We start from the raw sequence: 25921 nt of genomic DNA on the forward strand, positions 1-25921 counted from the left end.
TTTCAAGTTGCAAAAATACAATTTTATAAGTATTTAATCCGGATTGGCCATGATTTTAAAAAGGTCCGAATTAGAGATGTAAAAACGGTTTTCTAATGCTATTTTCGAAAGTTGTGCCGTAACTAAATTATTTTCCCGGATATTGATTAAAAACAACGAGCTTTCACCAAAAGAGAACAAACGTTCCTCTGAATTTAGCATGATGAGATTGTCTTGCACTAAATCTTTGATTAACTCCTGTTGTTTTAAGAGTGATTTGATTTCTAGTTTTTGGGCATTGATTTTATTAGTCAACTGCACTTTTTCCAAATCCAATACAAATTCAGATTCCTGTACTTTGTATTTTGCCAGTTTCAAACTACCGCGTTCTTTTCTAAGAAATAAAGGAAAATAGAAATCCAATCCAATTTTATAATCCTCAAATTGATAGTTGTCAATATAACTGGGTTCTGAAATATAAGAGTACCCCACATCAATTTTAGGCAAAAGCATGTTGGCTTTTAGTTTTCGTTCCACATTCAGCATATCAATTTTGCTTTGCAATGCATTTATTTTGGGGTGATTGGTGATGGAGAAATCTGAATTCAATAAGGCATTGGTTTTTAAACTTTCCTGAATGGTAAATTCTAATTGTATTTCAGGAATTAAGGCATCGGATAATTCTAGCGGAATGTTGTTTTCTAGCCAAAGAAAAGTTGCCAGTTCTAACTTGGCTTTAGCCAATTTTAGGTTCGAATCTTCCAGGCTCAGCTTTCTGTTTTTTACAATAATTCCTGCTTCAACACTATCAATGGAGGGTTTGTCCCCTTGAATGATTAACGATTGAATTCCTTTGAAACGAATTTGTGCATTCTGGTTGTATTCCTGGTACAAGGCAACTTCGTTGAAGTTTTTTTTCCAATTGAAATACGCCAATGAAGCATCATATAAAACCACAATGGCCTGCAGTTTTCGTTCTGCCAGACTCAGTTGCATTTGCATTTTGGCTTTTCGAACATCAGCCATCCTTTGATTTATAAACAAACCTTGCCCAAGCGGAATGGTCACTCCTAGCGAAGTTAATCCTTGATTGGGAAGCGTGTTTTGGGGATTCAAATACACGCCTTCACTATTATCGAAGCCCGCTTTAATCTCGATGCCATACCATGTGGGTATTTTGAAACTGCTGTTTAAAATGGAATAATATTCGCTGCCTTTGAATTGTTTTTCACTGAAATCAACTTCAATTTTTGGGTCAAAACCACCACGGGCCATCATCAAATTAGCTTGGGATTTACTGATTTCTAAATTGGCATTTTTCACCAAGGGATGGTACTTTTTTACATACCCCAGAAATTCAGTAAAGGTCAGTTCGTTGGATATTTTTTCTTGAGCACCCGCAGAAAGCCCGAAGAATAAAAATGCTAAAAATATCTGTTTCATTATTTTTTTTCTGTTGTTATTGTAGGCGAAGGTTTGTAATAATTAGGCGGAAATCCGTTCAAGGTTCTCCACAGCTCGAACCATACAGGGACATTGTCCAATAAAGCGATTGTTTGCGCACCAGCACCAATACTTAATTGAACAGGCCATTTGTCTTCGTTTTTATCTGGAGCAATCAAAACTCGGTATTTTCCATTGACGCTAATGAAATTTTCAATAGCTACAATTTCACCTCCAAAAGTTCCGTAAGACATATTAGGCCATCCTGAAAAAACAATAGTAGGCCATCCATCAAACCAAACGCGTACTTTTTCACCTTTCGCTAATAATGGCAAATCGATTGGATTTACAAATGTTTCCACAGCGATATCATAATCTGAGGGCATGATAGTGGCTATTGGAGTGCCTTCTTTCACTGTTTCCCCAAGGCCGGATTGCAAGGCCCTGTTGATATAGCCGTTTTGGGATGCTTTGATGTAATACATTCCATTACGGATGCTGTAGTTTGCGTATAGATTCTCCAGTTTAGAGACTTGAACATCTGTTTCAAACTGGCTGCTGAGCGCTGTGAATTTCTCACTATTTGCTTTAGAAACTTTTTCGGTATATTCCGCACTTATTCGGTTTATTTCTACTTTTGCATTGATCAACTCGTTTTTACTGATTAAGTACTTGTTTTCTTGAGTGATGATTTTAGCTTCAACTTCCTGCAGTTTTAATCTTTTTTCTTCAATATCAGTTAGCGGTTTCAAGCCTTCTTTGTTCAATTGTACGGATCGATTGTATTGTGTAGTTGCAATTTTTAGTTGGGTTTTTACCGCAACAAGATCCATACTGTCACTTTCTATTTTTAAAACAGATTGTTTTATTTTGTTTTGTGCTTGTTCTAGTTTTAAGACTTTCTCCCTTTCAATGGCTTGAATTTGTTCTAAAAGCGTGCTTACTTTAGACCCATAAGATTGCAAAGATTGTTTTTTGGCATCGATCTGACTTTTGGTATTTTGCACTAAATTTGGATCCATATAATCTTCTTTGATCTCTGAGATAAAGAGTATGGTGTCGCCTTTCTTGACAAAATCGCCTTCCTGAACGTACCATTTTTCAATTCGACCGGAGATTATACTTTGGATAGATTGTGGTCTTTGACTTGGTTTTAAGGTGGTAACAGCTCCAGTACCAGAAATATTTTGAGTCCATGGCAAGAAAAGTGCAATTATACCAATTATGGAAACACCCGCTATAATTTTATTTAAAATTTTATAATGCGGCCTGTTTGTTAGATTTTTGACCGCTTCGTATTGGTCTAGCTGTTGCAGTTTTATTTTGTTGTCTGAAATGTTTAGCATGACTAATTATTTTTTTAAATCAAGTTGAATATGCCCATTTTTCATCGTGATTTTTCGATTGCATTTGGTTTCCCAATACGGGTTTTTTGAGGATACGATAATCGTCCATTTATTTTTATCGGATGTAATAAAATCTATAATTTCATTAGCTACTTTTTCATCCATGGTGTCAGTTGGGTCTTCGTAAAAAAGTATTTTGGGTTTGTGAATGATGCTTCTGGCTAATAGTACTTTTTGCGCGTTAGACGAGGATAATTGTCGTCCTTCTGGGTAAATTCGGGTGTCTAATCCTTTAGGGAACAATTTGATAAAAGAGGTGAGTTGTACTCCGTCTACCGCCCATTTTATATCTTCGGAACTGACGGAAGGATCGTTAAAAGTAATATTTTCTTGCAAGGTTCCCTCAAAAGGTTTCTCTCCATAAATGACACTTCCTATTTGCGAGAGGTATTGTTTTATGTTTATTTTACGAAAAGTATCGTCATTTACATAAAAGGAACCGCTGGTAGGCTGCAATAAGCCGGATAATATCCTAATTAAAGTTGTTTTTCCAGAGCCATTTTCTCCATTTATTACAATTCGGTCTCCTTGTTCTATTTTTAATGAAATAGAGTTTAAAATTTCTTTTTCTGAATCTGGAAATTTGAATGTAAGGTTTTCTATTTCCATTGAGATTTTATTGTAACAGATGTCACTGTTAACAATGGAAGAATTTTCTAATTCTAAGTCCGTTACCTCTCCAATTTTTTCAATAGATGTGAGTACGTCATAAAAAGTTTCCAATCCAATAATTATTTTTTCGACGGAATTGATAACTAATAAAATAATAATTTCAGCAGCTACAAATTGGCCAATATTCATTTGTTGAGATAAAACTAAGAATCCACCGATGGATAGTAAACTTCCGGTAATGATGACTTTGAAAATAATCAAATGCGTAAATTGTTTTTTGATCACATTAAAATGTTTATCTCGATACACCAGGTAATCGGTTACAATCATGTTGGTTTTTTTTAAAGCAAAATCATAATTTAGCTCGTTTCTAAAACTAAAATTATTGCGAGCTATTTCTTGTAGCCAACTCGCTACCTTGTATTTGAATTTAGATTCTTTTAAGCTCGTTTCCAGTCCGGATTTAAAAGAAAATTTAAAAATAAAATACAGCAATGCAAGCAGTAAAACACCAAATATGATAAAGTAAGGATGGTATAAGGACAATAATATTATCCCGAAAACAATTTGTAACAATGCTGCAGAGAAATCAGTTAGTAACTTTGAAGTCCCTTTTTGAATTATCATTGTGTCAAAGAAACGATTGGCTAGCTCCGGCGGATAGCTGTAGTATAATTCTTTTGATTTTATTTTAGGCAGTCGTGCAGCAAACTCAAAAGAGGAACGTACAAATATTTTTTGTTGTAAGTTTTCCGTAATCCGCAATTGCATGATGGATAAAATACCCACTAATGCCACACCAAAAATGACTAAAATGATTAGCACAATCCATGATGCGCTAACTCTTCCGGATTGGATAAAATTTGTAATTGCCTGTATTCCCAGTGGAAGGGACAAACTGAGTAGTCCGGCAAAAATGGCGTAAAAAAATATTTGATAGACGTCTTTTTTATCTAATTCAAGTAGATTGTAAAATCGTTTTAAGGGAGTCATAATGGGAGTGTTTTTTTTTTTTTTTTTTAACTTAAAACTTTTTCTGCAAGATTTTGATAAAAATCAGTGGTGCTCTCAGAATCAGTACAATCTGTGATGGTTTTTAAATGATCCATTAAAAAATGTTGGTGCAAACTTCCTTCAACAATTGTTGAAATTAGGGATTTTGAAAAGGGGTATTCCGGATTTACTTCTTTTACAATAGCCACAATTCTATTGATTACTCTTTTGTAAATCAAGAAAAAACCTTCCTTGTTTTCCTGATCGATTTCTTTGGTATGTAACGTTTTAGTAAATTCTGAAATGATAATTTTATTTAGAACGGCCTCGTTAATGTATAAGGCACTATTGTCATTCGTTATTTTTTCAGTAACAATTGTAATGGCTTTTCTGAGTTTTTCTTTGGGATCCAAAACATTTGTGGTTGCAAAAACTAGCTTGTATTCCATCCAACTCCAATGCCAGGACGATAAATAAACCAGTAATTTATGTTTGTTCTCAAAATACCGATAGATGGAACTTTCATTAGATTTGATTTTCTCTCCTAATTTCTTGAAAGTAAAATTATCAAAGCCAATCTCATGGATTAAAAGGATACTTTGCTCTATGATTTTTTTTCCTAAAGCTGATGTCTCAGGATCCTTTACATAGATTTTTTCGTTGATTTGTATTTTTAAATTGGAGAGAACCGTATTCATTTTATTGAAATTTTATATAAATATAGTAGCATTACCAGCTATAAAAAAGTGTTTTACTAAATATATTGTAAGCATTGAATTTAGATACATTTATTCTCTAATTTCTAGGGATAATTTCTTTAATTTCAGATCCTATATTTGGTTAAAGCGGATGCTTAGCGCACCATAATTAGCAGGATCATTCAGACGAACTGAATAAATTGCAATAGATCTAGTCGTTTTTTGTACTGCCCAAGTTCTTTACTTTTGTTAAAAACAAATAAAAATGTAGCAACTACTCGTTTTAATACGGCCACCATGCTAAAACGTCCAGTCAGTGAATGGTTGCTACTCTATCTTTTTGTGCCTGTCTTATAGATTTACTCTAAAACCAAAATTTAAATTTTCTGTAGACCGCTCTGGAACCATGATTTTATTATCTTTTATTTCTAGCAATTGTAAGTGTTTTAATTGTTTGATTTCTTTTGGAATTTCTTTAAATTGATTGTTGTTCAAATATAAAAATTCTAAATTTTTTAAACTACTGATGGATGATGGCATATTGTTTAAATTGTCATTTTCTAAATGTAATATTCGTAAAGATTTCATTTTGCTCATTATTTCTATATTCGCCTCTAAATTTAAATTTGTTTCATCGTTTAAAAAAAGTTCTTCTAAGCTTTTTAACTTCCAAAAATCTTCTGGCAATACTGAAAAATCATTTCCGCTTAATTCTAGTACTTTAAGTTTTTTTAGTAGTGTTATTTCTTTTGGAATTACCGTTAAATGATCATTTTTCAAACTTAAGTACTCAAGATTTATGAATTTTGACCAGTTAAGGCTGTCCAATTTTAAGGTTTGATTACTCAAATTTAGGCGGAACACTTTCTCGGGCTCCTTTAAAGCCTGTTCTATATTAGTGAACTCTTTTTTGATTTGAATCGAATCAACGATTTGCCCAATACTTATTTGGGTCATTAAAAAAAGGGTGATTGTGTAAAATATTTTCATTGTGTTTGAATTTAGTTTGATTCGTAGGGTTATTACCCGTCTTTTATTTGCTATTGAACACAAGTACAGTAGAATTCATGCTTTCTTGTTAGTGATTGTTTCTTGTTTGCAAATATAATAGTAACGCTATCAAACATAAAAGTATTTAACTTTTTTTTGTAAAAAAAAACTACTTGAATCAAGTAGTTTTTTATTGGGACATTTTTATGTAAGTAATAACCATGGTATAATGGCGTATTTTAAAATCAGGATAAAATTATGTAACAATCTGATTTAAAGCTGTTTTGCTTAAAGTTAATTCTTTTGACTTTACGACTTTTAAACTTTCGACTTACTTAGTATCCTTAAAGTAAGGAATGACAGGTCATAACAGCAGGTTTTTCCACACCCATTAATTCCAAGATTGTTGGAGCAATGTCGCCAAGAACTCCATCATGAATGGTTTTCAAGTCGTTGTCTACTAAAATAATGGGAACGGGATTAGTTGTATGTGCGGTGTTTGGACTTCCATCAGGATTGATCATCGTTTCACAGTTCCCGTGATCTGCAATGACAATGGTAGTGTAATTATGCGCTAATGCAGTTGTGATTACTTTTGCTACGCATTTATCAACGGCTTCACAGGCTTGTATGGCAGCACTCATAATTCCGGTGTGTCCTACCATATCCCCATTGGCAAAATTTAGGCAAACAAAATCTACCTCTTCTTTCTCTAGTTCACAAACTAAAGATTCTGTTAATTCAAAGGCACTCATTTCCGGTTGTAAATCATACGTGGCTACCTTTGGAGAGTTTTTCAGGATGCGGCTTTCGCCAAGAAAAGGCTGTTCTCTCCCGCCAGAAAAGAAGAAAGTCACGTGTGGATATTTCTCCGTTTCGGCAATACGAATTTGCTTTTTATGGGCTTTTTCTAAAACTTCCCCAAGGGTTTCCGTGATATTATCTTTGTTATATACGACTTTTATGTTTTTGTAAGTTTCATCATAATTGGTTAGCGTCACATAATACAAATTGAGTTTGTGCATGTTTTGCTCATGACAATCTATTTGTGTCAATACTTCGGTTAGTTCTCTTCCTCTATCCGTTCTGAAATTAAAGAAAATAACCACATCATCATCTTCTATGGTTGCTACAGGTTTGCCTAGTTCATCCACCATAACTGTTGGGTGAATAAATTCATCCGTTACATTGACTTCATAGCTTTCTTGGATAGAAGCTACTGCATTTGTAGTAGATGTTCCAATTCCGTTTACCAATAAATCGTAAGCTAGTTTTACTCTTTCCCAGCGTTTGTCCCGATCCATTGCATAATAGCGTCCCACAACCGAAGCCAGTTTTACAGTAGTATTCGCCATATAATTCTGTAAATCCTGAATGTAATGTGTACCGGATTTTGGATCCACATCGCGACCGTCCGTGAAAGCATGAACGAAAACTTTTTGTAATCCGTGTTGTTGTGTAGCATCAATCAAACCGCGCAAATGAGAGGTGTGTGAGTGTACACCACCATCAGAAACTAGGCCTAAAAAATGTACTTTTTTATTGTGTGTTCTGGCATACGTAAAAGCATCAACTAAAACGGGCTCCTTTGCTAAAGTTTCATTTGCAACAGCAAGGTTAATCTTAGCTAAATCCTGATATATAATTCTACCTGCTCCAAGATTCATGTGTCCTACTTCACTGTTTCCCATTTGGCCTTCAGGAAGTCCAACATTTAAACCGTCAGTTCGTAGTTGAGCACTGGGGTAATTTTTATATAGGCTATTAATAAAAGGGATATTGGCATTGTCGATTGCAGAAACTTTTGGGTCAGGAGATTTTCCCCAACCATCCAGAATCATAAGAATTACTTTTTTGTTCATGGAAATTTATTTTAAACAAAGATAAAACATTTCTAAAAAGGTTCGAATGAATAAAAAACACTATTATTCATTCTAAGGGGATCACCTGCAAATAATGATTATTTTGCTATAGAAAAGGGACTTTTTTGAAATAAACGTATTTTAGAATTTGTTCTTAACCTCATTGTAATCGATAAAATAGCGAATGCTTATCGAAAAAACATGGCTTAGTGCTTCGTTGTTCAATAAATTAGTGACATTCTCACTAAATTCTTTATTAATATTTCTTTCAAATGCAGCTGCATTATTTCGATAGAGAACGGACACTTGGCTACCGGGGGCAAACCACCAGGAATAGGATAAATCCGTATTCCAGGAGTAAAAACTGGAATTTTTATTGCTAGTGTAGGCCATGAAATTAGCCAATCTGCCGTTTTGTTGCAATGACAATGCGTTTTTGTTTTCAGCATACGACCAGTATTGACGTATTGAGAGATTAAAAGTCATCTGACTGTTTAATGAATATTTCCCTGAAAGAGTATTAGAATACGTAATTACATTTCTATTGGCAAAAACAATTGTGTTTGGTGTGGTTGCATTCATGTCGTCATTCACACTGTCTACATACCCTTTGTTATTGTTTTGTCTCAAAAAGTTGAAATTGTAATTCAAAGATATTTTATCGCTAAATCGGTATCTCGGACCTAAAGAAAACCCATAAGAGTTTCTTCCGGTTTCATCAAAAATTGCAAATGAAGGGTTAAAATTAATTGCAAATGGATTATTATAATTTGAAGAAAGATAAACAAAGCCACCAATTTTGGTTGGTTTTATTACAAATCGATCTGCCGATCTGGGTTCATAATAATCAAATGTTTCTAATGGATTGGCATCAATTCCCATTCCAAAATAATGATTTTTTTTGTTATTTGAGTTAATCTGAAAGCTGATGTTGCTGGACTGCACTTTGCCAGTTTCTTTTTGAAATTGGGAATACATATTTATTCGAGCATTAAAAGTGTTGAAATACTTCGTTGGATTCAATATTCGATAACTGGAATTGCCATAAATGCTATAATAATTAGTCTCGAAATTGATTCCTAAATCATTGTTATCGAAATTTTTAGTTGTGATATCAGCGCCCAGCCCGTAACGAAATTTTCCGCTGGTTTCAGAGAAATTCAATTGGGAGTTAATCCCTGTTTTCTCTTCGGTATCATTTATGTAACTGTACTTAAAATCTCCCGAAATGTTGTAGGTGTTCTTTTTTGTATTCAAATCCCAAACTAGTGCCGTAACATTCCCATCACGAAAATGTCCGTTCCGAGTTACATTGGTGTTTACAAATGCAACTGAGGAGTTTTTGCGAAAGCGCTGGTCTAAAACCAATACACTATAGTTAGCCAGAGGTTCAAGTTCAGTTCTTAATGCCCTGCTTTCATTGTTGAAAATAGTCGTTGGGGTATTTTTAGTAACAGCGTTCAAAATTCCTATTCCTAATCCGTCTTTAGTTCGTCCCGAAATTTTAAAGGCATTAATAAGACTAATATTTGGGGCTTCCGCAAACGATTCATTTTTATTTAGTTTGTAGGAGGGCGTTCCCCCAATCCGTCTGGAATATAGTAGATTGCCTTTGCTGAACAAATCCGTTCCCTCTGTAAAAAAAGGTCTGTTTTCGTTGAATTGCTGTTCAAAAGGACCGAGATTTAGAATTTTATCATCAAATTTTGTTTGTCCAAAATCAGGCACAAGGATCATGTCCAGAGTAAAAGCATCATTTATTCCGTACTTCAAATCCAATCCGCCTTTGAGTGTCCCGATAGTTTTTTCTTGGCTGTTTGCATTTACATAAAAGGAAGAATACGGCAAAAGAAAGAGTCGGGTAGGTGGTTTTATATTTTCAATTCCTTCCAGAATTCCGGTTTGCTGGGTAAAGGTGCCTAATTTAGAATCGATGAAATTCCAAGTGTATTTATGACGGTCTCGTCGTATTTCCCTAAAGAAATTAAGTCCCCAAGTTTGTTTCTTTTCTCCCGAAAAACGCAAGGCTGCATAGGGAATTCGCATTTCTACAATCCAGCCTTTTTTCGTAATTACTGCTTTGCTATTCCATACGGCATCCCAGGAATAATCTTCGCCATTGGTATCTGTAGTGATGCAATCAGCCTGACCGTCTGCTGCATTGACAAAAAATTGAAAATCTTGTTGCCCATCATTAAAACCATTTATAAAAACGCCAAAAAGATCAGTAGTGCCAAAATTATCTCTTTGGGTAATTTCTCTCAGGATTTTATCAGGATTTTCATCATACATAGTTGCGCCAATATATAGGGCATCATTATCGTACACTATGCGAACCTCTGTTCTTTTATTGTCAGGAATTTTTTTGCCGTTATCAGGTTCAAACATGATAAAATCAGTCGCTATTACTGCGGATTGCCATGTCGCTTCATTTAGGTTTCCATCGATAGTAATTTTATCCGAAATAAATTTAGTGTGTAATACTTTTTTTTGGCTGTAGCCAATAAAAGAGAGTGCTAAAAAACAAAATAAGAAAGAATTCTTCATGAAATAGTTCAATTGTTGCAACAAAATTAGAAAAACTAAAATAGTTTCAAAGTGAAAATGCACCAATTCACACAATAGTTTATTCTACTAGACTTTCTTTTCAATGGAATGTTACAGTTTGATTCAAAAAAATTAAAATTTATTTTTGATCACATTGTAGTCTATAAAATAGCGGATGCTAATAGAAAGCACATTGGTCAGGTCACTGTTGAAAATGTTTTTAAGATTTGCAGACAAATCTTTTTCCACCATATCTGTTCTTTCTAAACCAAAATTTCGGTACAAAACAGAGATTTCACTTCCTGGAGCAAACCACCAGGAATAGGATAAATCGAAGTTCCAAGAATTAAAATTTCTGTCTTTATTTTGTGCGTAGGTATTGTTTGGAGTCAAATAACCGGAATTTTGTAAGGTAAGGAATTTATGATTTTTTGAATAAGACCAATAATAGCGTGCGGTTAGATTTACAGTCATTCTATTGTTGATCGCATATTTTCCGGTAAAATCATTTTGGGCAGTTTCTCTGCTGCGTTCTGCAAAAATTATCACCGTAGGATCCGAATCTACCCAGCCACGATCATTGGTTTTGTTAAAATAATCCAATATGTAAGTAATTGAAAGTCTGTCGTTAAATCGGTATTTTGGACTTATATACAACCCATAAACGTTTCGGTTCTTTTCATTGTATTTTGTGAAGGAAGGCTGGAGTACTAATGTAAAAGGATTGTTGTCGTTAGACGTGAAATTTACTGCTGCAAAAACTTTTTCCGGGAGAAATACATATTTGCCATATTCTCGTGGTTCATAAAAATCATAGGTTTTCAATGGAGAAAACTCTACTACAAATTCTAAAGCGTCGTTATTTAATGTTGTGGCCTTAGTTTCTGTTCCAAAAGCACCAGTCTGTAACTTACCGGAGGTGTTGTCCATTTCAAAATTGACATATTGATTGATTCTGAAGGTATTAAATAGTTTTGTCGGATTTACAATTCTGTAGCTTCCATTTGCATAGGCATTGTGGTAATTAGAATAAAAATTGATTCCTAAATCATTGATGTCATAGTTTTCGGAGACGTATTTTCCAGAAAATCCATACCGATATTTCCCACTCGTTTTGGCAAAACCTATTTCTGTTTTAAATCCGTCGTAATCTTCAGTCGTTTTGATGGAACTGTATTTGAAATCGCCATACAAACTATAGGTATTGGCTTTTGTATTCAAATCAAATAACAATGCAGAGGTATTTGCATCTCTGAAATCGCCATTTCTGGTGGTGTTTGCATTTATAAAAGTAACAGATGAGTTTTGGTTAAAACGTTGATCCACTACAAATAGATTATAATTAGTCAAAGGTTCAATTACTTCTTTTCTAATTTGGCCGGTGTCGTTGTTTAAAATAGTAGCTTTAGTCTTTTCCGTAACGGCATTCAGGAATCCAATTCCCAATCCTTTCTCGGTTCGGCCGGATATTTTTACGGCATTCAGTAAGTTTACGGTGCTGGGATAATTTGTTATTTCTTCTTGATTTTCAAGCAGTAATTCTGTAGTGGATCCTCCGCCAATTCGTCTGGAATAAAACAAACCACCTTTGTTAAAAAGATCGGTTCCCTCTGTAAAAAAAGGCCGGTTTTCTTCTAATTGTTGCTCAAATGGCTCTAAATATAATATAGCATTATCAAATTTTGTCTGACCAAAGTCAGGTACCAAAATAGCATCTAATGTAAAGGAATCATTGATGCCGTATTTGATATCCAAGCCCGCTTTTAAAGTAATGCCTGAGCCTATCGCACTTTGTTGGTAATACGCCGATGAATACGGAATCAAAAAAAGTCGTGTCGGTGTCTTTATATTTTCAATTCCCTGCAGGATTCCCGCTTGCGGAATTACGGCTCCAATTTTAGTATCAATCCTATTCCAGGTATATTTTTGTACGTCGCGCTTGATTTCCCGCATAAAGTTTAACCCCCAGATTTGTTTGTCCGCTTTGGAAAATCGTAAAGCGGCGTAGGGAATCTTCATTTCTACAGTCCAGCCAAATTCAGTGAGCGTTACTTGGCTGTCCCAAATGGCATCCCAACTAAAATCTTCAAAATCTTCCGTTGCTATACAGTCCATTTGTACGCCTGCCGCACTTACAAAAAAACGAAAATCTTGCTGGCCATCATTGAATCCGTTGATATAGACGGAAAAATGATCGGAAACACCAAAAATATCTCTATTCGTAATTTCTTTCTGAATTTTATCAGGTTCGTCATCATATAGCAGTGCTGAGATGTAAATGGCATTATTGTCATACAATATTTTTACCTCTGTTTTTTTATCCGCACTGATTGGTTTGCCATTATCAGGCTCAAACATGATAAAATCCGAAGCTACTGCGGCGGTTTTCCATATTTCCTCATTAAATCTTCCGTCAATTATAATGTTTTCTGTGGTGGGTTTTGCCTGAAGCGTTTTTTTTTGACTTTGTGCATTCAAACTAGAGAATATGAAATATAATAAAGTGATAGGTAGTAATTTGAACATAAATCTGAAGGATAATTGAACAAAAATAGTAAAATTAACATATAAACGGTATTTTTTTTAAGTTTATTACTCAATATTTTGTCACTTTTTTCGTTAGAGTTAGAATAAACTTTGTTAAAAAGTGGTTTCTGGCTTGATTTTTAACGTACGTTTGCAATCCTCAATTAGTCCATAACTTAAAGACAATCAATGATTTATAACATATTTCTTACTATTTTTTTGCTGCTAGTTTCGTTTGTGCCAATCAAAAACAACTTTCCTGAACCAAAGACACACACGCCAGTGATTTACGCTGAAGCTGTGAAACCGAGTTTAGACGATAATATTACAGTGGCATATAATAATTTGCATTCCAATAAATTTGCACTGCCTAAATTAGAAAGTTTCTCCGAAGCGCTAAAAGGATACTATTTGTTGAAAGAAAAAGGATTAGTCAAGAAGGAAATTTTGACCTTAATTGATTTTAGTTTGTCTTCTAATATTAAAAGACTCTGGGTGATCAATCTGGGTACCGGTGAGGTCTTATTTAATTCTTTGGTTGCACATGGTAGAAATACGGGCGATGAATTTGCTTCGAATTTTTCAAATACTGCGGAATCCTTTAAGAGTAGTTTAGGCTTTTATTCAACAGGCGAAATTTACGTTGGTAAACATGGGATGTCACTTCGATTAGATGGTCTGGAAAAAGGAGTAAATGATAATGCCAGAGCAAGAGGCGTGGTGATGCATGCAGCAGAGTATGTTTCTAATTCATTTATAAAAAACAATCAAAGATTAGGAAGAAGTTTGGGTTGTCCTGCTGTTCCTGTAACCTTGTCTAAAGCAATTATCAGTGTTATCAAAGATAAATCCTGTTTCTTTATTTATCATCCTTCAAGAGTGTCAAAATTTGGATCCAAATCAGTTTTGTAATTTGCCGTATAAAGCAGCATCAAAAGTATCGCTATCATCTTTAAAAATCAATTTATTGTTCTCGCTCCAAGCAGTCCAATATAAGAGATGAAAGGCGACTTTTTTTTTGATTTTGACAAATTTTGTTCTTTTGTTCTGTAACGTTTCTTTGATTTATTCCAGATTCCAATTGACTCCGTCGTTCAGTAAATATTCCGTTACTATTAACTCCTTTGTAAAATATTCTGTTTTTTTGTAAAAGCCAAGGACTTCTTTTGGGTCGTTGAACTAAATTACATTTGGTTTCTGTTTGAGATGCCGTTTTTCTCCGGTAACAATTCGTTTTTTGCCTAAACCAGTTTGTTTGAACCTGTTTTAGAATGGTCATTACCCATATTTGAAATTGCTTATTTTGGTAAATAAATCATTTTTAGCCTTGAATACGAGGGCTATTTTTAAGAGATTATAGCAGCATACTATTCAAAACGGCAAGTTGTTGCTCAAGTATCTTCGTCAAAACGACCGTTTTCTAGCGAGTTCTCATCCCTAAATTTAAGATATTGTACTGAAAAAGTCTTTAAACAGCCCTTTTTTTGATGTTTTGCTTTGTTTTTTTTAAGTATTTTTTGAGTAGTATAAGGATATAATATTTTCATATTAAATTCTTTATGATTTGAATCCTCTTTTAAAAAAAGACTGTCGGAGTAAGTTTGAGACTTTTTAAGAAAAAAACTTGCATTGAAGCAAACTTATTAATTATATTTGCACCGTTATTAATGCGAAAGTAGCTCAGTTGGTAGAGCTCCAGCCTTCCAAGCTGGTTGTCGCGAGTTCGAGCCTCGTCTTTCGCTCTGAATTTCAAATTTTAGTTTGAAATTTTATTTTACTGTTATCATGCGAAAGTAGCTCAGTTGGTAGAGCTCCAGCCTTCCAAGCTGGTTGTCGCGAGTTCGAGCCTCGTCTTTCGCTCTTTCAAGCCAAAACATAATTGTTTTGGCTTTTTTTTTGTCATTTATTTTAGGATTACTTTACAAAACTCAAATCAGTTCCGCTTTCTAGTTCTTCAGGACTTTGATTTTGTCGAAACAATCGTGCGGTCAGATTGCCTTTCAGGGTGATTGAATCTCCTTTTATATCCAGCCAGCTTCCTTCTCTCAATCCTAAAACCGGAACAGTATTAAATGCATGGTATTCTTTAATTCGGGTTTCGCGAGTTTCGCCCATGTGTGTTGAAGTAGTATCCGGATCTAAATAATGCGGATTCAAATTGAAAGGAACCAATCCCAGCGTTTGAAAACTTGGGGGATAAACTATTGGCATGTCATTTGTTGTTTGCATCGTTAATCCGCAAATGTTACTTCCTGCGCTTGTTCCAAAATACGGAGTTCCGTTTTTTACCACATCAGTGAGGGTTTCCATAAGGTTGTTTTTGTATAATTGTGATACTAAAACAAATGTATTTCCACCTCCTGTGAAAATTCCTTCTGCTTTTTTTACAGCTAATGTGGTGTTTTCAAACTCATGAATTCCAATTATTTCTTTATTTATTTTGGCGAAAGCCAAGCGTACCATTGCAGTATACTCTTTATGAGAGATCCCACCAGGTCTGGCGTAAGGAATAAAGAGAATTGTATTACAGTTTTGAAAATGCACTTGTAATTCTGGTAATAAATAGTCCAGATAGTTCTCGTTTGCAAGAGTAGATGTGCTTGCAATTAGGATGTTTTTCATTTTTTTTGACACATAATTTGCGCTAAAGGTATTAAATCAGGCTTTTTTATTTCAAATTTTTAATTAACATTTTTTTACCAAGGCATTAGTAATTAATTTGGAGTGCATTAAGATACTTTTACGATAAGTCAATAAGGACTTCAAGAACGATGATTAGAATTATGTATTTGTTTTGGCTTTTGCAACAACAGCGGCGATGTCACAAGAAGGAAGCCGAATACAACTGAACGGAAAAGTGACAGCTGATGTTTCTGTTCCGGAAGGGGTTTATGTCATAAATAAAAAAACAGAGAAGACTTCTATTACGGGTCAGGATGGTAACTTTTCTATTATGGCTGCCGTTGGTGATACGTTGTTGTTTTCAGCAGTGCAGTTCAAAGATACCAAAATACTTTTGACCCAAGTCCATTTTGATCAAGGGATTCTTTTTGAAAAAATGACACCTATTGCGAATCAATTGCGGGAAGTTATTGTTCGAAATGGGATCAATGCAGTATCAATGGGGATAATTCCTAGAGAGCAAAAAATTTACACCCCTGCAGAACGCAAACTATATACTGCCAGCAATCTTAATGCCAGTGCTAATGTGGGTAGCATGATGGGAGGGTCCGTGTCAGCAGATCCGTTATTGAACTGGATTTCAGGAAGAACAAAAATGCTGAAAAAAGAACTTGAAGTGGAGCAGAAAGAATCCTATTTGAGGCAATTAGAGAACCTGTTTGCCGTTGACTATTTTGTGAGTAAGTTAAAAATACCGGTTGAGTATGTCAAAGGATTTGAATATTACAGCCTTGAAAACGAACGATTTGTGGCTGTTCTGAAATCTAAAAATGTGACGATGACCACTTTTTTGATGGGGGAATTAGCAATAAAATATAAAGAAATAATTGCCAGTGAAAATTAAAAATACCTTACAGTTGTTATTCTTTCTCGTAGTTCAAGCCACTTTTGGACAGGTAGAAATGGTAAAGGAAATTCGAGGAAAAATCACTTCGGATTCTGTTGCTGTTGACCGCATTAATATTGTAAATATATCAACAGGAAAAGCAACCGTGTCACAGGGTAATGGCTTTTTTGTTATACCTGCAAAAGAAGGCGACGTTTTAGTCTTTACTGCCGTTAATCTGGAAACATTACGCCGAAAAATTAATAAACAAGATGTATTAGAAACGGTTTTTTCAGTGATAATGATCCCAAAAAGCATTGTTCTGAATGAGGTTGTAGTCGGTGAATCTTCTATTTCAGCAGAGAGTTTAGGGATTATTCTCTACGGTCAAAAAAAATATACGCCTGCTGAGAGGAAATTATACACCGCAACTTCCGGTGGAGGAATTGATGGATTGCTCAATACTATTTCTGGACGAAAAGCCATGTTGAAAAAAGAAATTATAATTGAGAAGAAAGAACAGTTGTTAGCGAGAATTGATGGGCTTTTTGAGGATAAGTACTATACGCAAACATTAAAAATACCCTCGGATTATATCAAAGGATTTCAATATTATTGTGTGGATAATATAGCTTTTGCAAATGCGTTGCGTGCTAAAAATAAAACATTGGTTATGTATTTAATTGTAAGCCTTGCTGCAAATTATAATCAAATTATAATCGATGAAAATCAATAGCATTTTATGGGTAGTTTTCTTTTTGGGCAGTCAGCTTGCTTTTGGACAGACGAGCGATGAAAGAGTGCTTCATGGGAAAACAAGAGTAGATTCGGTTTTAGTAAGTGGGATAAATATCTTAAATTTATCAGGGGGAATAACAACGCAAACAAATAGTTCCGGAGCATTTTTTATTGTGGCAAAAACCAATGATGTATTGGTCTTCACTGCGGTAAATCTTAAAACGTATAGGAAAACAATTAGTTTTAATGATTTTGAACTTGGAATGCTGTCAATCGAGATGCAGCCTACAACTACAGAACTGAAAGAGGTAATTGTCAATAAAAATCAATTTAATGCGCTGTCATTGGGTATTGTAACTAAAGATCCGATGAGATATAGTCCGGCAGCACGAAGGTTAAGAACCGCAGGTGATTTCAAACCGATACAATTATTGAATCTTTTAGGTGGGTCGATGCCACTGGATCCGCTGCTAAACAAGATCAATGGGAGAACGAAACTGCTTAAGAAATTAGTTGTTTTGGAGAAAAAAGAAAACGATATCAAATTAATTTCTGAATTGTACAATCCAGAATATTTTACGGTTCAATTGGGGATTACAAGTGATTACGTTACTGGTTTTAAATATTTTATAGTAGAAAATGAAATTTTTTTGGAAGTTTTAGCCTCCAAAAACAAACAAAAGACTATTTTTTTTATGGTAGCTTTGGCCGAAGAATATAAAGCTATACTTGCCAAAGAAAATAGACAACAGTCTTTAAAAAAATAATACTAAAAAAAATTACAATGAAAACAAGAATAAAAATCATTTGTTTAATTTTCTTTTGCCAATTTTCTTTTGGTCAAAATGAAAGCAGGAAGTCTTTACATGGTCAGTTTATTAACGAATCTGCTTTAGTGGATCACGGGTATGTTTTTAATTTAAATTCAAAAACCAGAACTTTTATAAGTAATCAGGGCTTTTTTGATATTTTGGCGAAAGCGAAAGATACGTTGCTTGTTTCAAGTAGTTTATTCAAGTCTAAAAAGATAGTTGTTGCGGAAAAAGATTTTGAAAAATCGTTGTTTGTAATTAATTTAGAGACGCAAACTACGCTGCTCAATGAAGTTATTGTGAAACGAAAAGCCGAAATTAAACCCATAGTAGGAGGTTCGCAGCGCATTGTAGATATGCAATTTGTAGATGACGAAAAATCATCTCCTATTAATAGAACAATGCCGTCAGACGGAACTATAGAAAACGGAATGGATTTTGTCAGAGTGTTCAAAATGGTTTCGAAATTATTTAAGAAAGATTCCGAAGATAAAGCAGGTTTAAATCCAAATGTAGATTTTTCGGATGTAGTCTCGAAAGGAATGGATGCTTATTTTTTTACCAATACATTGAGGTTGAAAAAGGATGAGATAGGTCTTTTTCTGGATTATTGTGAGGGTGATCCAAAAGCAAAAACCCTTTTGAAACAAGAAGATGAATTTTTACTGATTGATTTCTTAATTACCAAGAACGAAGAGTTTAAAAGAATTACTACTTTTGAAAAATGAAAAAAATAATTTTAATTTCCTTTTTTGGACTGCTATTTTTGACGTTAACTTCGTTCAGTATGCACAAGTTTTACGTGGCATTGTATCAGGTGAATTACGCTCCCGAAAAGAAAATGCTCCAAATCACCTCGCGTATTTTTGTAGATGATTTGAATAGTGCTATCGGAAAAAAGTACAGTAAAAAAATCAACTTGGGTTCTGAGAAAGAAACCGCTGCGGATTTGGTTTTATTGAAAAAGTATTTCACCGAAAAGTTTTCCATAAAAATAAATGGACATCCCACCACGATGTATCTTTTGAGTAAAGAAATGGAAGGCGATGTGCTTATTTGTTATTTGAGCATAAAAGATATTCCAAAAATAACGACTCTCGAAGTGTATAATACAGTCCTTATTGAAGGAAATAACGAGCAGCAAAACATCATGCATTTTAAGGTTTTTGGGATTAAAAACACGATGCTGTTTACAGATTCTGTATCAACTGGAGTTTTAAAGTATGAATAAATTTTGAAACGGCTATTTAAAATGCTAATTTCACACAATTAAAGAACCATAAATTTACTATGAAAAAAATATTTTTATTTTTATTTCTTCCTGCGTTGTTAGTTGCGCAAGAAAAATCGACTACGGTATCGCCAAAACAAACCGGAAAGTACGATACCAATAAGTTTAGTCAAATGTATGATTTGTTAGCTACGCCTAACCTATTTCGTACGGCTTCAGGAGCTCCGGGTCCTGCTTATTACCAGCAACAAGCTGATTATAAAATCAATATTGATTTAGACGACAAAAATTCTAAGCTAACAGGCTCTGAAACTATTACGTATTATAATAATTCACCTGATACCTTAGAATATTTGTGGGTACAACTAGACCAAAATCAATCCGCTAAAAATTCGCAAACCCCTTTAGCAGAAAGCCAAAGAATGGAACAGGTTTTTCCGGCGGGAAACTTCACAAATAAGTTTTTAAAACAAGAATTAGAGCGTGGTTTTAATATTGACTTTGTAAAAGACGCGAAAGGAAATCCGTTATCTTTTACGATCAACCAAACCATGATGCGTATTAATTTAGAGACACCTATGAAACCAGGAGAGAAATTCTCTTTTGCAATCAATTGGTGGTATAATATCAATAATTACAGAGCTGAAGGCGGCCGATCAGGGTATGAATTATTTGAAAAATCAGGAAATAAATTATATGTAATTGCGCAGTTTTATCCTAGAATGGCAGTATACAATGATGTTGAAGGATGGCAAAATATGCAATTTTGGGGAACGGGAGAGTTTACGTTGCCTTTTGGTGATTTTGATGTGAACATCACGGTACCTGCAGATCATATTATGGAAGCTACGGGTGATCTTATGAATAGGAGTGAAGTGTTTACGGCGGCGCAACTAAAAAGATATGAGTTAGCACAAAAAACGTACGACAAACCTGTAGTTGTTGTTACGCAAGCAGAGGCGGAAGCTAGCGAAAAAGGATTTTCAGATAAGAAAAAAACATGGAAATTTAGCGCTAAAAACGTGAGAGATTTTGGTATTGCTACTTCTAGAAAGTTTATATACGATGCAATGGCCGTTAAATTGAATGATAAAACGGTAATGGCAATTTCAGTTTATCCAAAAGAATCCAATCCACTTTGGGGAGAAACGGCAACAAGAACCGTAGCACACACGCTGAAGAGTTATTCAGCGCATACTTTTGACTATCCTTATCCTAAAGCAGTTTCAGTATCTGCTGAAGATCAAGGAATGGAGTATCCAATGATTTGTTGGAATTACGGACGTCCAGATGAAAAAGGTGTTACTAGTGATCGCATAAAAAATGGAATGATAGGTGTAACAATTCATGAAGTAGGACACAATTTCTTTCCTATGATTGTAAATTCTGATGAACGTCAGTGGTCCTGGATGGATGAAGGATTGAATACCTTTATGCAGTATATGGCAGAGCAAGAAATGGGAACTAATTTTCCTTCCAGTCGTGGTCCAGCAAGTAAGATCGTTCCGTACATGAGCGGGGATCAAAAATTCTTGGAGCCTATTATGTCTAATTCGGAGACAATAGTTCAATTTGGGGCAAACGCCTACGGAAAGCCAGCAACAGGCTTAAATATCCTTAGAGAAACTATCATGGGAAGAGAGTTGTTTGATCATGCTTTTAAAGTATATGCAAACCGATGGAAATTCAAGCACCCAACACCAGAAGATTTTTTTAGAACTATGGAAGACGCTTCTGCAGTAGATTTAGATTGGTTTTTCAGAGGTTGGTTCTACTCCACGGATTTTGTAGATATAGGTATCAAGGAAGTTAAACAATATTATGTTTCACTGACTCCCACGAAAGATTTAAAAGACGCCACAGTACGAAGAGGTCGTTTTGGACAAGAAAAAGGACCCTTCCTTTATTTAGTCCCAGAAACAAGTGAAGAATTGTCCGCTAAAGATAAAAAAGCATTGGCAATTGCAGATGTAAATTTACTTTCGGAGTATGTAAATCAAAATTTTACTGCAGATGAAAAAGCTAAACTTAAATCGCCAAAGTATTTCTATGAAGTAGATTTCAACAAGCCAGGCGGTATGTTAATGCCAATCATTGTTGAGCTAACCTATGAAGATGATACAAAAGAAACCTTCAAATATCCTGCGCAAATCTGGAGAAAAAACAATGATACGGCTAAGAAAGTGTATGCAACTGAAAAAGCAATCAAAAAAATCCAGATAGATCCAAAATTAGAAACAGCTGATATTGATGTAACCAATAACACGTGGCCAAAAGAAGAAGTGAAGTCTAAATTTGATTAAATAAACGGTACTGCTAAAAAAAGACTCTAAAAAGAGTCTTTTTTTATGAAAAAATTAAAACGCAAAGTTTCAAAATTAGGTATCTTTGTAGCAACTAAAACAAAAAATATGTTTGGCATAGGCGGAGGAGAATTAATATTTATTATGTTTATAGTGCTCATGCTTTTTGGGTCAGATAAAGTACCTGAAATGGCACGTACGATGGGTAAAGCAATGGCGCAATTGAAAAATGCAACTAACGATATAAAAAGCGAAATTCAAAAAGGAGCAGAGGCGAATGGGTTTGACACCAAATCTTTGAGCGATTTTCGAGGTAATATTACGACTGAAATCAATAAGGCAAAGGACAATTTGATGGGGGATACCTCGCAATTTAAAAACATTACAGAAGGCGTATCGACCGAAATTAATAAAACTACTGAGAGTTTACGGGAAGAAACAACTTCGCAGATCAACACAACAAAAGAAATTATTGAAGATGCCGCAGGTCCCATAAAACGTCAGGTATAATGATAGAAAAAATAGTATCCCTTGATACCCAGTTATTTGTTTATTTGAATGGTTTAGGTTCGACCACTTATGATGGGTTTTGGCTGTTTATCACCAGTCAATTCAATTGGATTCCGCTTTTTTTGCTTTTGTTGTATTTCATTTATAAAAAATTAGGCCTACAGCAAACCTTATATGTATTGTTGTTTGCAGCTCTTTTAGTGACAATTACAGATCAGACAACGAACTTATTCAAGAACGGATTTCAACGATTGCGTCCCTGTAATAATCCGGAAATCAATTCCTTTATTCGTATTGTGCAAGTCCGCAATTCCTTTAGTTTTTTCTCGGGTCACTCCTCAAACACAATGGCTGTTTGCGTTTTTTTATACTTTGTTCTCAAAAAAACGACTAAATATATGGCCTTTCTGTTCTTATGGCCTTTAGTTTTTGCCTACAGTAGAATCTATTTAGGATTGCATTATCCATTGGATATTTTATCCGGCTATTTATGTGGCGTTATTTTTGGAACACTTATGTTTAAAGGATATACAATAGCACAGAAAAAATATTTCCCAGTTAATCCTATCAAGTAGCAGGAGTCGTTTCCTGCTCTAGACTGTATTTCCGATATAAAACTACGATTAAAGATCTTGTTTTTCTACATCGGGAGATGTCGTTCCTGCCGGGGCTAAGGTATTTGGTTTCAAAAAAAGATTGCTAACTAAAGCACTCTGCTCACTGTCAATCCATCACGAATAGGCAATAAAACAGTTTCTATACGGGGGTCATTTTTTAATAATTGATTGTAGGCTTGTAATACTTTTGTACTCACATCATTGGTTTGTAAGGGTTCCAGAACTTTTCCGCTCCACAAAACATTATCGGATAGGATAACGCCGCCTTTATTCATTTTAGGAACAATCATTTCAAAATAATTCAGATAATTTTCTTTATCAGCATCGATGAAGACCAAATCAAATTGCAGTTCTAAAGTTGGGATTATGGCTGTTGCTTCACCTAAATGTTGTACAATTTGCTTTCCCCAAGATGACTTGTCAAAATGTTTGCGCTGGAAATCAACTAATTCTTCTTTGATGTCAATCGTATGCAATTGACCATTTTTCCGCATGCCTTCGCACAAACATAAAGCGGAATACCCGGTATAAGTCCCAATTTCCAGAATGTTCATAGGTCGAATCAATTTTGATAGCATACTCAAAACCCGACCTTGAAAATGACCACTTAACATGCGTGGCAATAAAATTTTCTGGTAGGTTTCTTTATTTAGTGCCGCTAATAAAGCAGGCTCTTTTTCGGAATGTTGCTCGATATAATCTTCTAATTCTTGGGAAATGAAATGCATTAGTTGAGTTTTTTCAATTTGTGACAAAGTTATCAAATTATCAAATCAACAAATCAACAAATTGTTATTAACTTTGCACCATGCAAATCGAGAAAAAAGACATACGAGCGGTATCCAAAGAACAATTACGCGAATTTTTTATCACTAACGGAGACAAAGCCTTTCGCGGAAATCAGGTCTACGAATGGTTGTGGAGCAAAGGTGCGCATAGTTTTGAGGATATGACTAATGTGTCTAAAGAAACGCGTGCTATGCTTGAAACACACTTCGTGATCAACCATATCAAAGTAGATACAATGCAACGCAGTGAAGACGGAACGGTAAAAAATGCTGTACGTTTGCATGATGGGTTGGTGGTGGAATCAGTCTTGATTCCTACTAATACCAGGACTACAGCTTGTGTTTCCAGTCAGGTGGGGTGTAGTTTGGATTGTAATTTTTGCGCTACAGCGCGATTAAAAAGAATGCGAAATCTGGAGCCAGCGGAAATTTATGATCAGGTAATAGCCATTGATAAAGAAAGCCGTTTGTATTACAATCATCCGTTATCAAATATCGTTTTCATGGGAATGGGAGAACCTCTTATGAACTATAACAATGTCTTGAAAGCTATTGAAATGATTGTTTCTCCAGAAGGGTTAGGAATGTCGCCTAAACGCATTATGGTTTCTACTTCAGGAGTGCCTAAAATGATTAAGAAATTAGCGGATGATGAGGTGAAGTTTAAGTTGGCCGTTTCGCTACATTCAGCAATCGATGAAATTCGTTCCAGAATCATGCCGTTTAGCGCAAACTTTCCATTGGCAGAGTTGCGGGAATCATTAGAGTATTGGTACCGAAAAACAAAAAGCAAAATTTCCTACGAATATGTTGTTTGGAAAGATATAAATGACAATAAAGCTTCGATAGAGGCCTTAGTAAAGTTTTGTAAATATGTTCCTTGCAAAGTGAATCTTATTGAATATAATCCCATTGATGATGGGGAGTTTCAACAAGCCTCTGATGAATCAATAGAGGCGTACATAAAAGCGCTTGAGGCTGCCGGAATTGTTGTAAAAGTGCGAAGAAGTCGCGGTAAAGATATAGATGCTGCCTGCGGACAATTAGCAAACAAGGAAGCGTAAAAGGATTCGGTTTTTATGGAAATATCAAAATAATGGCAGGTTAATAATGTACCTTTGAATTCTAATGAATGTGACCTCTAAAATTAAACAGCCCATTTTTGATGAAATGGAACTTTTTGAAAAAAAGTTCTACGAATCGATGACGTCTCAAGTGGCTTTGTTGAATAGAATCACGTATTATATTGTCAATAGAAAAGGAAAACAAATGCGTCCCATGTTTGTTTTTTTGACGGCCAAAATGGTTTCGGCAGGAGTTGTAAACGAGCGTACATATCGCGGCGCTTGTGTTATTGAACTTATTCATACCGCTACATTAGTTCATGATGATGTAGTAGATGACAGCAACCGCAGAAGAGGTTTTTTCTCGCTAAATGCGCTTTGGAAAAATAAAATTGCCGTACTTGTTGGTGATTATTTGTTGTCCAAAGGATTGTTGCTTTCTATAGACAATGGTGATTTCGATTTACTCCGAATTATTTCCGTAGCAGTACGTGAAATGAGTGAAGGGGAATTACTCCAAATTGAAAAAGCCCGAAGACTTGACATTACAGAAGATATCTATTATGAAATCATTCGGAAAAAGACAGCTACACTTATTGCTGCCTGTTGTGCTCTGGGAGCAAGATCAGTAATTGAAGAGGAAGTTCAGGTTGAAAACATGCGCAAGTTTGGAGAACTCATAGGCATGGCTTTTCAAATAAAAGATGATTTATTTGATTATACGGAGGAAGCTATTGGTAAACCAACCGGAATTGACATCAAAGAACAAAAGATGACATTGCCACTTATTCATGTTCTGAATACGTGTACTTCAAAAGAAAAAACGTGGTTGATCAACTCCATAAAAAACCATAATAAAGATAAAAAACGCGTCAAAGAAGTGATTGCTTTTGTGAAAAACAATAACGGATTGCTTTATGCGGAACAAAAAATGGTCGAATTTCAGCAAGAAGCCCTTTTGATTTTGGATAACTATCCCAATTCTGAATTTAAAGAGGCACTTATTTTAATGGTAAATTATGTCATTGAAAGAAAAAAATAACTTTTTTTAAAATTATTTTCTCTCGTTAACTATCCATTTTATTAATTTTTTTAAACCTAAAATTTTGGCAGTGTTTTTCTTTTTAAGAACTCTTGCTGCGTTTCAAACTTGCAAAGGGTTTAGTTTTTAAATGACAGTCTTACTTTGTCTTTTTTTTATAACTTACGCAGTGGATTGGAGGACATAAGCACGGCATGAGCCGAATTTGATAGTACGGAGCGTAATTCAAATAGAAAGCTTAATCTGTGTCAA

Annotated in this window: 21 protein-coding genes and 2 tRNA genes; 13 read left to right on the plus strand and 10 right to left on the minus strand. The window is 34.8% G+C overall.

Annotation, left to right across the window (positions count from 1 at the left end):
* Positions 1-33: 33 nt before the first annotated feature.
* From EKL97_RS03375 to EKL97_RS03410, 8 genes are all read right to left on the minus strand, one after another.
* Complete coding sequence (locus tag EKL97_RS03375) at positions 34-1422, minus strand: TolC family protein (protein ID WP_126458827.1); 1389 nt, start codon at positions 1420-1422, stop codon at positions 34-36.
* On the minus strand, positions 1422-2768 hold the full coding sequence (locus EKL97_RS03380; RefSeq protein ID WP_126458830.1) for an HlyD family secretion protein: 1347 nt from the start codon (positions 2766-2768) through the stop codon (positions 1422-1424). Before EKL97_RS03380 ends, EKL97_RS03375 begins: the two co-directional genes overlap by 1 nt.
* A 6-nt stretch (positions 2769-2774) precedes the next feature.
* Positions 2775-4433, minus strand: coding sequence for a peptidase domain-containing ABC transporter (locus EKL97_RS03385; RefSeq protein WP_126458833.1), 1659 nt, complete (start codon positions 4431-4433; stop codon positions 2775-2777).
* Between the two features lie 26 nt (positions 4434-4459).
* The gene (locus EKL97_RS03390; protein ID WP_126458836.1) at positions 4460-5131 is read right to left on the minus strand and encodes a TetR/AcrR family transcriptional regulator; all 672 of its coding nucleotides are present in this window, start codon (positions 5129-5131) and stop codon (positions 4460-4462) included.
* A gap of 351 nt (positions 5132-5482) precedes the next feature.
* The gene (locus tag EKL97_RS03395) at positions 5483-6121 is read right to left on the minus strand and encodes a leucine-rich repeat domain-containing protein (RefSeq protein ID WP_126458839.1); all 639 of its coding nucleotides are present in this window, start codon (positions 6119-6121) and stop codon (positions 5483-5485) included.
* Positions 6122-6465: 344 nt separating this feature from the next.
* Positions 6466-7983, minus strand: a complete 1518-nt coding sequence (gpmI, locus tag EKL97_RS03400; RefSeq protein WP_126568117.1) for a 2,3-bisphosphoglycerate-independent phosphoglycerate mutase — start codon at positions 7981-7983, stop codon at positions 6466-6468.
* A 141-nt stretch (positions 7984-8124) separates the two neighbouring features.
* Positions 8125-10530: a DUF5916 domain-containing protein gene (locus EKL97_RS03405; protein WP_126568118.1), complete on the minus strand. Its 2406-nt coding sequence runs from the start codon at positions 10528-10530 to the stop codon at positions 8125-8127.
* Between the two features lie 132 nt (positions 10531-10662).
* Entirely contained in the window at positions 10663-13056 is a 2394-nt protein-coding gene (locus tag EKL97_RS03410; protein ID WP_126568120.1) for a DUF5916 domain-containing protein, read from the minus strand.
* Between the two features lie 189 nt (positions 13057-13245).
* Between EKL97_RS03410 and EKL97_RS03415 the strand changes: the two genes are divergently transcribed.
* The 3 genes from EKL97_RS03415 to EKL97_RS03425 all read left to right on the plus strand — a co-directional run bounded on the left by EKL97_RS03415 (position 13246) and on the right by EKL97_RS03425 (position 14916).
* Positions 13246-13968 carry a murein L,D-transpeptidase catalytic domain family protein gene (locus EKL97_RS03415; RefSeq protein ID WP_126554545.1) on the plus strand — a complete coding sequence of 241 codons (723 nt, stop codon included), beginning with the start codon at positions 13246-13248 and terminating at the stop codon, positions 13966-13968.
* A 757-nt stretch (positions 13969-14725) separates the two neighbouring features.
* Positions 14726-14798: transfer RNA gene (locus EKL97_RS03420), tRNA-Gly, on the plus strand.
* Positions 14799-14843: 45 nt separating this feature from the next.
* Positions 14844-14916: transfer RNA gene (locus EKL97_RS03425), tRNA-Gly, on the plus strand.
* Between the two features lie 54 nt (positions 14917-14970).
* Here EKL97_RS03425 and pepE read toward each other — a convergent pair.
* Positions 14971-15678 (minus strand): dipeptidase PepE, encoded by a 708-nt coding sequence (gene pepE, locus EKL97_RS03430; RefSeq protein WP_126563347.1) that lies wholly within the window; start codon positions 15676-15678, stop codon positions 14971-14973.
* Positions 15679-15874: 196 nt separating this feature from the next.
* On the opposite strand from pepE, the gene EKL97_RS03435 reads away from it, so the two are divergent.
* From EKL97_RS03435 to EKL97_RS03470, 8 genes are all read left to right on the plus strand, one after another.
* The gene (locus EKL97_RS03435) at positions 15875-16582 is read left to right on the plus strand and encodes a hypothetical protein (RefSeq protein ID WP_126568122.1); all 708 of its coding nucleotides are present in this window, start codon (positions 15875-15877) and stop codon (positions 16580-16582) included.
* Entirely contained in the window at positions 16572-17300 is a 729-nt protein-coding gene (locus tag EKL97_RS03440) for a carboxypeptidase-like regulatory domain-containing protein (RefSeq protein ID WP_233588542.1), read from the plus strand. Before EKL97_RS03435 ends, EKL97_RS03440 begins: the two co-directional genes overlap by 11 nt.
* Entirely contained in the window at positions 17287-18069 is a 783-nt protein-coding gene (locus EKL97_RS03445; protein ID WP_126568123.1) for a hypothetical protein, read from the plus strand. The genes EKL97_RS03440 and EKL97_RS03445 overlap by 14 nt, the downstream gene beginning before the upstream one ends.
* Before the next feature lie 17 nt (positions 18070-18086).
* Positions 18087-18842 carry a hypothetical protein gene (locus tag EKL97_RS03450; protein ID WP_233588543.1) on the plus strand — a complete coding sequence of 252 codons (756 nt, stop codon included), beginning with the start codon at positions 18087-18089 and terminating at the stop codon, positions 18840-18842.
* A complete protein-coding gene (locus tag EKL97_RS03455; RefSeq protein ID WP_126458867.1) occupies positions 18839-19345 on the plus strand; it encodes a DUF6702 family protein in 507 nt (168 codons plus the stop codon). Before EKL97_RS03450 ends, EKL97_RS03455 begins: the two co-directional genes overlap by 4 nt.
* Before the next feature lie 59 nt (positions 19346-19404).
* Positions 19405-21648 (plus strand): M1 family metallopeptidase, encoded by a 2244-nt coding sequence (locus EKL97_RS03460; protein ID WP_126458869.1) that lies wholly within the window; start codon positions 19405-19407, stop codon positions 21646-21648.
* Positions 21649-21756: 108 nt separating this feature from the next.
* Positions 21757-22158, plus strand: coding sequence for a twin-arginine translocase TatA/TatE family subunit (locus EKL97_RS03465; protein ID WP_126451902.1), 402 nt, complete (start codon positions 21757-21759; stop codon positions 22156-22158).
* Positions 22158-22733, plus strand: coding sequence for a phosphatase PAP2 family protein (locus tag EKL97_RS03470; protein ID WP_126554537.1), 576 nt, complete (start codon positions 22158-22160; stop codon positions 22731-22733). Before EKL97_RS03465 ends, EKL97_RS03470 begins: the two co-directional genes overlap by 1 nt.
* Positions 22734-22861: 128 nt before the next feature.
* On the opposite strand, the gene EKL97_RS03475 is transcribed toward EKL97_RS03470, so the two are convergent.
* Entirely contained in the window at positions 22862-23503 is a 642-nt protein-coding gene (locus EKL97_RS03475; protein ID WP_126568125.1) for an O-methyltransferase, read from the minus strand.
* 80 nt (positions 23504-23583) lie between these two features.
* Here EKL97_RS03475 and rlmN point away from each other — a divergent pair, with 80 nt between their 5' ends.
* Both rlmN and EKL97_RS03485 read left to right on the plus strand, forming a co-directional pair.
* On the plus strand, positions 23584-24627 hold the full coding sequence (gene rlmN, locus EKL97_RS03480; protein WP_126554535.1) for a 23S rRNA (adenine(2503)-C(2))-methyltransferase RlmN: 1044 nt from the start codon (positions 23584-23586) through the stop codon (positions 24625-24627).
* A gap of 64 nt (positions 24628-24691) precedes the next feature.
* Positions 24692-25669 carry a polyprenyl synthetase family protein gene (locus EKL97_RS03485; protein ID WP_126458881.1) on the plus strand — a complete coding sequence of 326 codons (978 nt, stop codon included), beginning with the start codon at positions 24692-24694 and terminating at the stop codon, positions 25667-25669.
* The last annotated feature ends 252 nt before the right edge of the window (positions 25670-25921 follow it).

The organism is Flavobacterium sp. LS1P28 (assembly GCF_003970335.1).
Taxonomy (GTDB): Bacteria; Bacteroidota; Bacteroidia; order Flavobacteriales; family Flavobacteriaceae; genus Flavobacterium.

Coding starts and splice junctions, on each gene's coding strand:
- rlmN (WP_126554535.1), top strand. CDS start 23,584: ATGCAAATCGAGAAAAAAGACATACGAGCGGTATCCAAAGAACAATTA.
- EKL97_RS03455 (WP_126458867.1), top strand. CDS start 18,839: ATGAAAAAAATAATTTTAATTTCCTTTTTTGGACTGCTATTTTTGACG.
- EKL97_RS03380 (WP_126458830.1), bottom strand. CDS start 2,768: ATGCTAAACATTTCAGACAACAAAATAAAACTGCAACAGCTAGACCAA.
- EKL97_RS03485 (WP_126458881.1), top strand. CDS start 24,692: ATGAATGTGACCTCTAAAATTAAACAGCCCATTTTTGATGAAATGGAA.
- pepE (WP_126563347.1), bottom strand. CDS start 15,678: ATGAAAAACATCCTAATTGCAAGCACATCTACTCTTGCAAACGAGAAC.
- EKL97_RS03450 (WP_233588543.1), top strand. CDS start 18,087: ATGAAAACAAGAATAAAAATCATTTGTTTAATTTTCTTTTGCCAATTT.
- EKL97_RS03390 (WP_126458836.1), bottom strand. CDS start 5,131: ATGAATACGGTTCTCTCCAATTTAAAAATACAAATCAACGAAAAAATC.
- EKL97_RS03470 (WP_126554537.1), top strand. CDS start 22,158: ATGATAGAAAAAATAGTATCCCTTGATACCCAGTTATTTGTTTATTTG.
- EKL97_RS03435 (WP_126568122.1), top strand. CDS start 15,875: ATGTCACAAGAAGGAAGCCGAATACAACTGAACGGAAAAGTGACAGCT.
- EKL97_RS03465 (WP_126451902.1), top strand. CDS start 21,757: ATGTTTGGCATAGGCGGAGGAGAATTAATATTTATTATGTTTATAGTG.
- EKL97_RS03395 (WP_126458839.1), bottom strand. CDS start 6,121: ATGAAAATATTTTACACAATCACCCTTTTTTTAATGACCCAAATAAGT.
- gpmI (WP_126568117.1), bottom strand. CDS start 7,983: ATGAACAAAAAAGTAATTCTTATGATTCTGGATGGTTGGGGAAAATCT.
- EKL97_RS03415 (WP_126554545.1), top strand. CDS start 13,246: ATGATTTATAACATATTTCTTACTATTTTTTTGCTGCTAGTTTCGTTT.
- EKL97_RS03445 (WP_126568123.1), top strand. CDS start 17,287: ATGAAAATCAATAGCATTTTATGGGTAGTTTTCTTTTTGGGCAGTCAG.
- EKL97_RS03375 (WP_126458827.1), bottom strand. CDS start 1,422: ATGAAACAGATATTTTTAGCATTTTTATTCTTCGGGCTTTCTGCGGGT.
- EKL97_RS03460 (WP_126458869.1), top strand. CDS start 19,405: ATGAAAAAAATATTTTTATTTTTATTTCTTCCTGCGTTGTTAGTTGCG.
- EKL97_RS03405 (WP_126568118.1), bottom strand. CDS start 10,530: ATGAAGAATTCTTTCTTATTTTGTTTTTTAGCACTCTCTTTTATTGGC.
- EKL97_RS03475 (WP_126568125.1), bottom strand. CDS start 23,503: ATGCATTTCATTTCCCAAGAATTAGAAGATTATATCGAGCAACATTCC.
- EKL97_RS03385 (WP_126458833.1), bottom strand. CDS start 4,433: ATGACTCCCTTAAAACGATTTTACAATCTACTTGAATTAGATAAAAAA.
- EKL97_RS03410 (WP_126568120.1), bottom strand. CDS start 13,056: ATGTTCAAATTACTACCTATCACTTTATTATATTTCATATTCTCTAGT.